The following is an 11,961-nucleotide window of genomic DNA, read 5'->3' as shown; positions in this document are numbered from 1 at the left end:
CGCCACAGCTAGGAGCTAGAGGAACGCCGAATGGCCAGCCTCAAGGAAATGCGCAATCGGATCGGAAGCGTGAAGTCCACGCAGAAGATCACGAAAGCCCTGAACATGGTCGCGGCGGCCAAGCTGAAGCGTGCCCAGGACCAGGCCGAGAGTGCCCGTCCCTATGCGCAGAAGATGGCCTCGGTGATCGCCAATCTGGCGGCCGGCGTGTCGGGTGACGACGCGCCGAAGCTGCTGGCCGGCACCGGCGCCGAGCAGAAGCACCTGATCGTCGTCGCCACCGGTGACAAGGGTCTGGCCGGCGGGTTCAACTCGAACGTCATCCGCGCCGCGCGCGAGCGCATCAACACCCTGATCAAGGGTGGCAAGGATGTGCGCATCATCGCCGTTGGCCGTAAGTCGCGGGACGGCCTGGCCCGTCTGTACGGCGACAAGCTGGTCCATACCTTCGAGATGAGCGACCACAAGGTCATCGGCCTGCCCGCCGCCGAGCCCATCGCCGACATGATCGCCGAGGAGTTCGAGGCCGGACGCGCCGACGTCGTGACCCTGTTCTACAGCCGCTTCCAGTCGGTCATCAGCCAGGTGCCGACGCCCAAGAAGCTGATCCCGGCCGAGGTTGCCGAGGATGCGCCGCCGGTCAATCTGAACGGCGCCGTCTATGAGTATGAGCCGTCCGAGGAGGAAATCCTCGAGACCCTCCTGCCGCGCAACATCACCACCCAGATCCTGGCCGCGCTGTACGAGAACCAGGCCAGCTTCTTCGGGGCCCAGATGGGCGCCATGGACAATGCCACGCGCAACGCCGGCGACCTGATCAACAGCCTGACCCTGCAGTACAACCGCAAACGCCAGGCCCAGATCACCACCGAACTGATCGAGATCATCGCGGGCGCGGAAGCCCTCTGATCCGCCCCTGAACGCCCCTTCCGACACGGACCGACCCATGACCGACACCACCGCCCCCAAGAAGCCCGCCGCCAAGAAGGCCCCCGCCACGAAGAAGCCGGCCGCCCCGCGCGCCGCTGCCTCCAAGGCCGCCCCGCAGACCTCGACCGCTGCCGCCACGGGCAAGATCGCCCAGGTCATCGGCGCCGTCGTGGACGTTGAGTTCGAAGGCCATCTGCCGGGGATCCTGAACGCGCTGGAAACCCAGAACGTCGACCAGAAGACGGGTGAGCCCTTCACCCTGGTCCTGGAAGTCGCCCAGCACCTGGGTGAGAACATGGTCCGTACCATCGCCATGGACACCACCGAGGGCCTTACCCGCGGCCAGCCGGTGAGCGACACCGGTGGTTCGATCCAGGCCCCGGTCGGCCCGGGCACTCTGGGCCGCATCATGAACGTCGTCGGCGCGCCGATCGACGAGCAGGGTCCGATCCAGACCACCATGTACCGCCCGATCCACCGCGAAGCCCCCAGCTTCGAGGATCAGTCGACCAGCTCGGAAATCCTGGTCACGGGCATCAAGGTCATCGACCTGATGTGCCCCTACACCAAGGGCGGCAAGATCGGCCTGTTCGGCGGCGCCGGCGTCGGCAAGACCGTGACCATGCAGGAGCTGATCAACAACATCGCCAAGGCGTACGGCGGTTATTCGGTTCTGGCCGGCGTGGGTGAGCGTACCCGTGAAGGCAACGACCTGTACCACGAGATGATCGAGTCGAACGTGAACGTCGACCCGACCAAGAACAACGGCTCGACCGAAGGCTCCAAGTGCGCCCTGGTCTACGGCCAGATGAACGAGCCCCCCGGTGCCCGCGCCCGCGTCGCCCTGACCGGTCTGGCCCAGGCCGAGTACTTCCGCGACGAGGAAGGCAAGGACGTGCTGCTGTTCGTCGACAACATCTTCCGCTTCACCCAAGCCGGTTCGGAAGTGTCCGCCCTGCTGGGCCGTATCCCGTCGGCCGTGGGCTATCAGCCGACGCTGGCCACCGAGATGGGCAACCTGCAGGAGCGCATCACCTCGACCAAGAAGGGCTCGATCACCTCGGTCCAGGCCATCTACGTGCCCGCCGACGACCTGACCGACCCGGCGCCCGCGACCTCCTTCGCCCACCTGGACGCGACCACCGTGCTGTCGCGCGACATCGCCGCCCAGGCCATCTTCCCGGCCGTGGACCCGCTGGACTCGACCAGCCGGATCATGGACCCGCTGGTGATCGGCGAGGAGCACTATCAGGTCGCGCGTTCGGTTCAGGAAGTCCTGCAGCAGTACAAGGCCCTGAAGGACATCATCGCCATCCTGGGCATGGACGAGCTGTCGGAAGAGGACAAGCTGGTCGTGGCCCGCGCCCGCAAGATCCAGCGCTTCCTGTCGCAGCCCTTCTTCGTGGCCGAACAGTTCACCGGCTCGCCCGGAAAGTTCGTGTCGCTGGAAGACACCATCCGCAGCTTCAAGGGCATCGTCGCCGGTGAATACGATCACCTGCCCGAAGCCGCCTTCTACATGGTCGGCAACATCGAGGAAGCCGTCGAGAAGGCCCAGAAGCTGGCCGCGGAAGCCGCGTAATCATGGCCGGCAAGCTCTCCTTCTCCCTCGTCTCGCCGGAACGCGAGGTCTTTTCAGGCCTCGTGGACCAGGTGGACGCGCCCGGCGTCGAGGGTGACTTCGGCGTGCTGGCCGACCACGCGCCCTTCATGACGGCCCTGCGCGAAGGCACCGTCACCGTGCTGGACGGCAACAGCCGTCGCCAGTTCGAGGTCGAGGGCGGCTTTGCCGACGTGACCCCGGCCGGCCTGACCATCCTGGCCGAGCGCGCCTCGGAAGTGGCGGCGGGCTGATTCCCGCTTGACGCGTTTCGTCTGAAGAAGCCTTATGGCCGCTTCCGGAAGGAGGCGGCCATTGCGCATTTCAGGTGCCCTGATCCTTGCTCTCATGACGGTCCTGCCGGTTCCGGCGGCTGCCGGACAGGACGCGCCACGCTGCGTCGCAGAACCGCCACAGCCGCCCGCACCTGTCGACTGGTTCCTTCTGTCGTGGGACGGTCAGCCGGACTTGAGACTGCATGTGCAATCCGAACGCTTCTGCGGCCAGGTCGCGGACGCGATCAAGGCAGCCCTTTCCGGGTCTACGTCGCGCCGGGATCGGCGGGCCAGGACTCAGGGCGAGAGCCTGCTGGCCAGGCTTCCTGCGTCGGGAGACCTTTATCTGGACCGTTTCGGCCGCGCGCACCACTTCGTCCGCTCGGAGGACCCCACCCTGACCAGTGCGGAAATCAGCCTCGTGCCGGGCGGGTCCGGAGAAATCTACGCCCGGGTGCGCTATCCTCGCTCGTACGAGGGTGTGCGCAATCTGTACGCCACGCCCACCTCCTCGGTCGCCTTTTTCGACGATCCCAGCGCGTCCGAGGGCATGCGGGCGGTGACCTACGGGCCTGAGACGCCATGAGCCGGATCTTTGCTGGCGTCGCCGGCCTCTCCCTGCTCGCCGCGCTTGGCGGCTGCACCGCGTTGGGAGAACCGGCTCTGGACGCCCAGGGCTGCCGCCCGGCGATGGCGATCTATCAGCCCGGCGTAGGGCCCGGCGGCGGGGGTCAGGTGATCCACATTCCCCGATCCTGCCCCCGGGCCGCCCTCGTGACACCCGAAGAGGCGGTCGCTGCCGCCGTCATCGCCGGGGCGGAAGATGCCCTGCGCGACCGGAGCCAGGACACCCGGCCACCGGTCGAGCGCCCCGACCCGCCGCCGCCCGTCAGCGTCGAAGCGGCCATCCGTAACGGGATCGAGGACTTCTGCGGCTGGTTTTTCAGCGACGCACCCTATTCTATGGATGGGCTGAGGCAGGCTGCGTTTGACGCTGGCTATGCGCCCGGATCGCCGGCGCAGTTCTTTCCTCTGCCCGAGATGCTGCGGGCGCCGTCGTTCAGCTCCCTGGGCTTCACCGCCATCATCGCGGACCGTCTGAGTGACCGTCATGGCGTCGTTGCCTTTGTCAGCTTCCACCATCCGACTTGCCAGATTCAGCTTTATGGCCACGGACCGGAGGGCGATGCGGTGATTGCGCAGCTTGAGGCCGAGGGCTGGCACAAGGCAGGCGCGCCCGTGGAGGGCGGCGGGCTCTCGGCGCAACGCTATTATGGCGGAGATCCGGATCAGCGGCTGACCATGGTGGTGAGCCGGGTGATCGGCGAGGACCCCGACCGGGACGGGGCGTGGCTCGATATGATCATCAATGTCGTACCGGGTGAGGACCCCCAGCGGGGCCTGATGGTCGATCCCGACACTTGATGCTCACGCCCGCTCCCCCACGAGGAGAGGATTGAAAATCACGTGCTCCAGCTCAGACCCAACTGTGAATGCTGCGACCGGGACTTGCCGTTTGACAATGCGGCGGCCCGCATCTGCACCTTCGAATGCACGTTTTGCGCAGATTGCGTGGATGGACCGCTGAAGGGCGTGTGCCCGAACTGCGGCGGCGGCTTCGTCCCACGCCCGATCCGACCAGCGCGGCTGATGGCCAAATACCCGGCGTCGACAAAACGCGTGCTGAAGCCGCAGGGCTGTCAGGCGGCGAACCGGGCGAACGCGGCGCAGACCTCTTCATAGACGGCGCGCTTGAAGGGCACGATCAGGCCGGGCGCTTCGGACAGGTCGGCCCAGCGCCAGGCGTCGAACTCCTGCTCGCCATGGGCCGTCAGGTCGACCTCCGCATCCTGTCCCGTGAACCGGTAGGCGAACCACATCTGCTTCTGGCCGATGTTGCCCCGGCGCTTCATGGGGCCGTTCAGGATTTCGGGCGGGAAGTCATAGGTCAGCCAGTCGTCGGTCTGGCCCAGCCACTCAACCGAGCGGACTCCGGTTTCCTCGAACAGTTCGCGGCGGGCGGCGGCCTCGAGGTCCTCGCCCTTGTCGACGCCCCCTTGCGGGAACTGCCAGTTCCAGGGATCGGGCGTCCCGATGCGGCGGCCAAGCCAGACAAGGCCTTCCGCGTTGAACAGGACGACACCGACATTGGGCCGATAGAGGGACAGGTCGCGCACGCTCACCCGCTGCCTAGCGCCCCGGCCGGCGGGTCATGGCGCTGGCCGGCGCCAGCTGCAGGCCACGGGCCTCAAGCCCGGCCGCCCAGCGGGCCACGGCCTCGACCGTCACCGGATAGCTGAAGCCGGTGCCGAGCGCATCGCCGCGCTGCTTGGCCATGGCCTCGATCGCATTCAGCTGGCCCATGATGGCGACAGGAGTCTGGGTCTCGTCGATCACCCGGTCGGCACTGGCGCGCGACCAGGCGCCGGGCCGGCGGCGTGCCTGGCCGTCGTCGATGAAGGCCAGACCGTGGGTGCGCAGCGTGCCCAGCATGCTGCCGAACGCCGCGTCGGACGTCATGAAGCGGTCGCCCAGATAGTTGGTCACCCCGAAATAGCCGCTGGCCCGGCCCAGCAGCCAGGGCAGCTTGCTGGCGACATCGTCGGGGCCGCCGTCCGCCAGCAGGGTGTAGGGGCCCGGATCGTTGTCGGGATAGCCGGTCGGCTCCATCGGGATTTCGATCATCACCTCGTGGCCGTGCGCGCGGGCCAGGTCGATCCAGGCCTGGAGGTCGTCGGCATAGGGGACGAAGCTGAGGGTGATTTCCGGGGGCAGGCGTTCGATCGCGGCGCGGGTGGTCGTGGCGTTCAGGCCGAGGCCACCGACGATCAGGGCCACGCGCGGCTTGCCGTTCGCCCGGAACGGACGGGCATAGGCCTCGGCCGGGGTGCGTCCGTCGGCGGAGATGACCGGCAGCGGGCCGGCGGGTCCCGGGCGGCTCAGGCCGTCGATGGGGGCGCGCGGCAGGGGCGAGGTGGCGGCCAGACGCGGGGCGGTGATGCCCTCGCCCGAGCCTGAGACGCTGGCGCCGTCGGGCAGGGTGATGACGGCCTCGGTGCCGAGCGTGTCGGGGTCGGCGCCCAGATCCAGCCAGGCCGCGTCGGCACCGAGGGTAAAGGCCTCCATGCCGGTCGGCACGCGCTCCACGGCCGCCTCGCGCTTGAGGTCGACACGGGCGGACGGCAGGCCCGCCCGGGGGTCGCCCAGCACCGCGACGAACAGCCCGGCGCTCAGCAGCACCAGCAGCCCGGCCGAGGCGACGGCCACCGGCGGACGACGGAAGAAGGCGATGGCCCGCTTGCGCACGGCGGCGAAATCCATCCGCGGCGGCGGTGTGCCGGCCCGGCGGGCAAGACGCGACTGGCGTTTGGCGAAACTGGACTCAGACATCGGACCCGGTCGGCATCACGGCCCGGCCCGCGAACGCGGTTCAGGCCACCTTGCCCCATGATGCCGGGCGCCGGTTAAGAAAGCCTAACGCCCGATTCACCATGACGGGATCGTGGACCCTTGCCCTATTCCGGGGTGGAGGTGGCCGCCATCTGGGCGGGTTCGGTGCCCGGCGGCGTGACGACGATCCCCTCGGGAGCCGCGGCCAGTTCGGTCAGGTCCCCACCGGCACGCAGCACGTCAAAGGCACGCTCCAGCTGATAGTCCTTGTCGTCGGGATAGTCCTCGCCCGGCGCCTCGACCGGCACGTGGGGGCCCTTGCGCTCGGCGCCGATCGAGGCGTCCAGCGCGGTCGAATAGGCCGCCTCGGAATAGATGAAGTTCGATCGGGCGACGATGCCCGCCTCGGCGAAGGAGCGCGAGACTTCCAGATCCGGCTCGATGCCGATCTTCTGGATGGAGGCGCCCGACGGGGTGTAGTAGCGCGCCGTGGTGATCGACACGGCCCCGTCCTGTCCGCCGCGCATCGGGATGACGGTCTGGACCGATCCCTTGCCGAAGCTGGTCAGGCCGACGATGGTCGCGCGCTGGTGATCCTTGAGCGCGCCAGCGACGATTTCCGACGCCGAGGCCGAGCCGTAGTTGACCAGCACGACGACCGGAAGGCCGTTGGCCAGATCACCGGGACGGGCCGAATAGCGCTCGATCTGCTCGGGGCGACGGCCACGCTGGCTGACGATCTCGCCGCGCTCGAGGAAGGCGTCCGACACGGCGATGGCCGCCGTCAGCAGGCCGCCGCCGTTATTGCGCAGGTCCAGCACATAGCCCTTGATGTTCGGGTTCTCGCCCTGCAGGCGGGCCATGACCTCGTTCAGCTCGCGGCCGGTGTTCTCGTTGAAGGTCGAGATACGGACATAGCCGAAATCGCCCTCGACCCGGCCCGTCACGGACTCGATCTTGATGATCTCGCGCGTCAGGGTGACCTCGAGCGGGTCGGCGCCGTCGCGCAGGAAGGTGACGCGGACGTCCGTGCCCGCCGCCCCGCGCAGTTTCTCGGACACTTCCGACACCGACAGGCCGGCTGCGGTCATGCCCTCGATCGAAGAGATGACATCGCCCGCCTGGACCCCGGCCCGGGCAGCGGGACCGCCGTCCATCGGCGAGATGACCTTCACGAAGCCCCCCTCTGCCGAAATGGTCAGGCCGACGCCGGAATACTGTCCCTCGGTGCGCTCGCGCAGCTCGCCGAAGCCCGCCGGCGCCAGATAGCTGGAGTGGGGGTCGAGCGCCGTCATCATGCCGCTCAGGGCCGCCTCGACCAGCTTCTTGTCGTCGACCGGGACCACATAGGCCTGCTTGACCACCGCCATGACGTCGCCGAACAGCTGGATGGCCTCGAAGGTCGAGTTGTTGCGGGCGTTCTGGGCCATGGCCGCAGCGCCGCCACCCAGAGCCAGGGCCGCACATCCGACAAGCAGCAGTTTACGCATACGTTCGTCTTTCCTTTGGCGGTGACGACGGGAAGGGACCCGAGCGTCCGACATGGGCCTTATCAAATAGTGGAACCCGGGACCAAATCGAGGCGAAACCCCAGCCGGGATATAAAATCTGTGTCACCGGGCCGGGCCTAGTCCAGCCAGGGCGAGGGATCGACCGGCAGTTCCTCGCGGCGCAGTTCCAGCAGGACCGGCAGGGCCTCGCTGCCCTGCCCCAGCCGCTGGCCTGTCTCGACGCGCTGACCGGTAGCGACGTCCAGCGCGCCCAGCCCCGACAGCACGACCCGCCAGCCGGGCCCGGCATCCAGAATGACCACCTGACCCCAGCCTTCCAGCGGACCCGCATGGATGACCTCGGCGGACAGGGGCGCGACCACGGGCTGGCCCGCGGCCCGCCATTGCCAGCCGGTCGATCCGCGCCCGAACCGCTCGACCGGCGCCCCTTCGACGGGCGCCATCAGGCTGTCGCGGCCGGCGGGCAGGCGCAGGGCCGGTGCCTGGTTGACGGCGACGGTCGGGACGCTGGCGCCCGAGGACCGCAGCCGGGCTTCCAGTGCCCTTGCCTCGCGGCCAGCCCGGGCCGCCTCGGCCCGAAGACTGGCCCGCCGCGCGCGATCCGCGGACAGGCGCGCATCCAGACTGGCGCGACGGTCGCCGGTCTGGCTTTCGCTGACGAACAGTTGCTCGCTTTTAAGGGCCAGGGCCCGGCGTTCCGCGACCACGGCATCGCGGCGCCGGTCGGCCTTTTCCACCTGGGCCTCAAGCGGCGCGACCAGCGCCTGCATCAGGACAGCGGCGCGCACCGTGTCGACCGCCTCGTCTGAGGAGACGAGCAGCGGCGGCGGCGGGTGCCGGGTCAGGGTCTGGAGCGCGCCCAGCACCCGTGCCAGCGGCCCCCGGGCGAGGGCCAGGTCCTCGAGGGCCCGGGCCTCGAGCCGACCCGCTGCATCCAGCTGGCGGCGCTGGAGCTGGACGGTCAGGTCGCCCTCGACCGGCTGGCGAGCCAGGGCGGCTTCGGTCGAGGCAATGCGACGATCCAGTGCGGCAACATCGGCCTCCAGCCGCCGCGAGCGGATGACCGCGTCGCGATAGCGGGCCTGAAGCTGGGCGACGGCTTCCGGATCGGCACGGGTCGGGGTCTGGCCCGAGACCGGCCCCCCGACCAGACCGCAGGCCAGCAGGACGATGAGGAGGGCGCGCCACATCGCCCTCAGTCCCGATGATAGGGGGTGCCGGCCAGCAGGGAGGTCGCCCGGTAGATCTGCTCGGCCAGCATGGCGCGGGCCAGGGCGTGGGGCCAGGTCTGGGGCCCGAAGGCCAGGGTCATCGAGGCCGCGTCCCGCACGCTGGCGTCCAGACCGTCGGCGCCACCGATGACAAAGGCCAGATGGCGCTCTCCGCCGTCGCGGATGTCGCGGATCAGCTCGGCGAAGGCCCGGGACGAGAAGGTCCGCCCGCGCTCGTCACAGGCGATCAGGCGCGCCCCGGCCGTGGCCGCCAGCAACGCTGCGGCCTCGGGTATCGGGCCCGACTTTTTCGGTTCGAGATCCACCAGATCACAGGGGCCGAGGCCGATCGCCCGGCCGGTGCGACCCACGCGTTCGGCATAGTCGCTGGCGAGTTCAGCTTCGGGACCCCGCCCCGCGCGGCCAATGGCGACGATCGAGAGTTTCACGAAGGCCGTCCCCGGACCGGCAAGGGATCAGACGCGGGCCGTGCGGTGGGCGGCATCGACCGCCCAGATCTTTTCAATGTTGTAGAAGGTCCGCACCTCGGGCCGGAACAGGTGGACGATGACGTCACCGGCATCGATCAGCACCCAGTCGCAGTGCGGCAGGCCCTCGACCTTGACCCGGCCGAGGCCGTGATCCTTGAGCGTCCGCAGCAGGTGATCGGCAAGCGCGCTGACGTGGCGATGCGAGCGGCCCGAAGCCACGATCATGGTGTCGGACATCGGGCTTTTGCCCTTGAGGTCGATCAGGACGATGTCCTGCGCCTTGTCCTCGTCCAGCTTGGCCAGGAGGGCGTTTTCGAGCGGGGTGCTTCCGGTCGGAAGTTCCGCAGAGTGGGCGCCGGGACTGTCCGGGCCGTCGGTCTCGGCGGAAGGCGTGTCGTCAGCGTGCACGTCGTGCGCGGGCGAGGGGGTCAGCGGAATACTCCAGTCGGTGACAGATCAGGCGCCAGCCTAGCACATCCCGCCGGGGCGGTCACGAGCGGCCGGCCGCCGCACGGATCTCGGTCGACGAGGCCCGGTTGAGCGGCGCCGTCAGATAGACCCAGGCCGGGGCCTCGCGGTCGGCGAGGGTCAGGGCCTCATGGGCGTGGATGCGGTAGCGCCGATAGCGGAGCGCCGCCGGGGCTGAACGGCTCTCCAGCAGGCTTCCGGGGCGGGCGACGACGGCCATCGGCATCAGGGACAACAGATCGGTCCACCCCCGCCAGCGATGGAAGCTGGCCAGATTGTCCGACCCCATCAGCCAGACGAACTTCACGCCCGGATATCGGGCCGTGAGCGCCCGCAATGTGTCGATGGTACGGGTGGTGCCGACGCGGGATTCAAAGTCGGAAATGACCATGTGGCGGGCGCCGTCGCCCCGGTCGGCCCAGTGGCGGGCCGAGGCCATCCGCTCGGCGAGGGGGGCTGTCTCGGTCGAGGACTTGAGCGGATTCTGGGGCGAAACCAGCCAGATGACCCGGTCCAGGCCCAGACGACGCAGGGCCGTCTCGGCCACATGGACATGGCCCTTATGCGCGGGATTGAACGAGCCGCCGAACAGGCCGACCCGCATGCCCGGATAGAGCAGCAGCCCGTCGTTCAGGCCGCCGGGGCGGGGCCCGGAGGTCCGGGGGGCAGGGCCGGCGTGAAAGAAGCTCAAGGACGGGTCTCGGCGGGGCTTATGCTCAGCGCTGCCCTAACATCCCCGTCCCGGCTTGTCTCGACCTGATTGCGAGGCCTGAGTGCTGGTCTCAGGGCCGGGCGTGGCCCTTGCCGCGCACCACATATTTGAAGCTGGTCAGCTGTTCGGCGCCCACCGGGCCGCGCGCGTGCAGTCGGTCGGTGGAAATGCCGATCTCGCCGCCGAAGCCGAACTCGCCGCCGTCGGCATACTGGGTCGAGGCATTGGCCAGCACGATGCCGGCGTCCGCCTGGGACAGGAAGCGCTCGATCACCGCATCGTCGGAGGCGACGATCGCCTCGGTGTGGCCCGAGCCGTAGCGGGCGATGTGCTCGAGCGCGCCGCCGACGCCGTCGACCAGTTTCACGGCCATGATGGCGGCCAGATATTCGGTGGGCCAGTCGGCCTCAGTGGCCTCGGTCGCGTCGGGGATGATCTTGCGGGCGGCAGGGTCGGCGCGCAGCTCACAGCCGGCCCCGGTCAGGGCCTCGGCAATGCCGGGCAGCAGTTTCTCGGCCCCGGCCTTGTCGACCAGCAGGGTCTCGGCGGCCCCGCAGACCGACACGCGGCGCATCTTGGCGTTCAGCACCACCTCGCGCGCCATGTCCGGATCGGCACTGGCGTCGACATAGACGTGATTGACGCCCTCGAGGTGGCCGAGGACGGCGACGCGCGCCTCGGTCTGCACACGCTCGACCAGCGAGCGGCCGCCCCGCGGGATGAGCAGGTCGATGGACCCGTCCAGGCCTTGCAGGATGTGACCGACCGCCGCGCGATCGCGGGTGGTGACGATCTGCACGCACTCCTGCGGCAGGCCGGCGTGCTTCAGCCCTTCGGCAAGGGCGGCGTGAATGGCGAGGTTCGAGCGCAGGCATTCCGAGCCGCCACGCAGGATCACCGCATTGCCGGCGCGCACGGCCAGGGCCGCAGCGTCGGCCGTCACATTGGGGCGGCTTTCATAGATGATGGCCAGCACGCCGATCGGCGTGCGCACCCGGGCGATGTCGAGCCCGTTGTCAGGCGTCCAGCGGGCCGTTTCGATGCCGACGGGGTCGGGAATGGCCGCGATCTTCTCCAGAGCCTCGATCACCCCGCCCAGACGTTTTTCGTCGAGCGCCAGCCGGTCCATCATGGCAGAGGCCATGCCCTTGGCCCTGGCGGCCTCGAGGTCCACCGCATTGGCCTCCAGCACCTCGGCGGAGCGGGCCTTGAGCGCCTTGGCCATCCCGGCGATGGCGCGTGTCCGCGTCTCGGCCGAGGCGAGGCCCAGCTCGCGCGCTGCGGCGCGGGCCTTTCGGCCCAGAGCCAGCATCTCGGCTTCGAGGGTGGATCCGGTGGATGTGTCGGGTGCGATCTCCGCAGTCTGGGTCATG

At 69.0% G+C, this 11,961-nt stretch carries 14 protein-coding genes; 6 read left to right on the top strand and 8 right to left on the bottom strand.

What is annotated here, in order from left to right; translation table 11 throughout:
• Positions 1-30 precede the first annotated feature (30 nt).
• From J7346_RS07100 to J7346_RS07075, 6 genes are all read left to right on the top strand, one after another.
• Positions 31-909 (top strand): F0F1 ATP synthase subunit gamma, encoded by an 879-nt coding sequence (locus tag J7346_RS07100; protein WP_209119164.1) that lies wholly within the window; start codon positions 31-33, stop codon positions 907-909.
• A 37-nt stretch (positions 910-946) separates the two neighbouring features.
• Positions 947-2,512, top strand: coding sequence for a F0F1 ATP synthase subunit beta (gene atpD / locus J7346_RS07095; RefSeq protein WP_209119162.1), 1,566 nt, complete (start codon positions 947-949; stop codon positions 2,510-2,512).
• Positions 2,513-2,514: 2 nt separating this feature from the next.
• A complete protein-coding gene (locus J7346_RS07090) occupies positions 2,515-2,784 on the top strand; it encodes an ATP synthase F1 subunit epsilon (protein WP_209119160.1) in 270 nt (89 codons plus the stop codon).
• 61 nt (positions 2,785-2,845) lie between these two features.
• Complete coding sequence (locus J7346_RS07085) at positions 2,846-3,391, top strand: hypothetical protein (RefSeq protein ID WP_209119158.1); 546 nt, start codon at positions 2,846-2,848, stop codon at positions 3,389-3,391.
• Positions 3,388-4,230, top strand: a complete 843-nt coding sequence (locus J7346_RS07080) for a hypothetical protein (protein WP_209119156.1) — start codon at positions 3,388-3,390, stop codon at positions 4,228-4,230. The genes J7346_RS07085 and J7346_RS07080 overlap by 4 nt, the downstream gene beginning before the upstream one ends.
• 42 nt (positions 4,231-4,272) lie before the next feature.
• Positions 4,273-4,548, top strand: coding sequence for a DUF1272 domain-containing protein (locus J7346_RS07075; protein WP_209119154.1), 276 nt, complete (start codon positions 4,273-4,275; stop codon positions 4,546-4,548).
• Here J7346_RS07075 and J7346_RS07070 read toward each other — a convergent pair.
• The 8 genes from J7346_RS07070 to J7346_RS07035 all read right to left on the bottom strand — a co-directional run bounded on the left by J7346_RS07070 (position 4,506) and on the right by J7346_RS07035 (position 11,960).
• A complete protein-coding gene (locus J7346_RS07070) occupies positions 4,506-4,988 on the bottom strand; it encodes an RNA pyrophosphohydrolase (RefSeq protein WP_348521468.1) in 483 nt (160 codons plus the stop codon). The two genes, J7346_RS07075 and J7346_RS07070, sit on opposite strands and share 43 nt — an antisense overlap.
• 7 nt (positions 4,989-4,995) lie before the next feature.
• On the bottom strand, positions 4,996-6,195 hold the full coding sequence (locus J7346_RS07065) for a divergent polysaccharide deacetylase family protein (RefSeq protein ID WP_209119150.1): 1,200 nt from the start codon (positions 6,193-6,195) through the stop codon (positions 4,996-4,998).
• A gap of 125 nt (positions 6,196-6,320) precedes the next feature.
• The gene (locus J7346_RS07060) at positions 6,321-7,685 is read right to left on the bottom strand and encodes a S41 family peptidase (RefSeq protein ID WP_209119149.1); all 1,365 of its coding nucleotides are present in this window, start codon (positions 7,683-7,685) and stop codon (positions 6,321-6,323) included.
• A 137-nt stretch (positions 7,686-7,822) separates the two neighbouring features.
• On the bottom strand, positions 7,823-8,896 hold the full coding sequence (locus J7346_RS07055; RefSeq protein ID WP_209119147.1) for a peptidoglycan DD-metalloendopeptidase family protein: 1,074 nt from the start codon (positions 8,894-8,896) through the stop codon (positions 7,823-7,825).
• A 5-nt stretch (positions 8,897-8,901) separates the two neighbouring features.
• On the bottom strand, positions 8,902-9,366 hold the full coding sequence (rlmH, locus tag J7346_RS07050; protein WP_209119145.1) for a 23S rRNA (pseudouridine(1915)-N(3))-methyltransferase RlmH: 465 nt from the start codon (positions 9,364-9,366) through the stop codon (positions 8,902-8,904).
• 27 nt (positions 9,367-9,393) lie between these two features.
• The gene (rsfS, locus tag J7346_RS07045) at positions 9,394-9,816 is read right to left on the bottom strand and encodes a ribosome silencing factor (RefSeq protein WP_209119144.1); all 423 of its coding nucleotides are present in this window, start codon (positions 9,814-9,816) and stop codon (positions 9,394-9,396) included.
• An 82-nt stretch (positions 9,817-9,898) separates the two neighbouring features.
• Positions 9,899-10,567, bottom strand: a complete 669-nt coding sequence (locus tag J7346_RS07040; RefSeq protein ID WP_245157706.1) for a nicotinate-nucleotide adenylyltransferase — start codon at positions 10,565-10,567, stop codon at positions 9,899-9,901.
• Between the two features lie 91 nt (positions 10,568-10,658).
• Complete coding sequence (locus J7346_RS07035; protein WP_245157705.1) at positions 10,659-11,960, bottom strand: glutamate-5-semialdehyde dehydrogenase; 1,302 nt, start codon at positions 11,958-11,960, stop codon at positions 10,659-10,661.
• Position 11,961: the final 1 nt, after the last annotated feature.

Origin of the sequence: Brevundimonas sp. A19_0, assembly GCF_017744255.1 — a bacterium.
Lineage (GTDB): Bacteria > Pseudomonadota > Alphaproteobacteria > Caulobacterales > Caulobacteraceae > Brevundimonas.
This window is presented reverse-complemented; position numbering and strand designations above follow the sequence as displayed.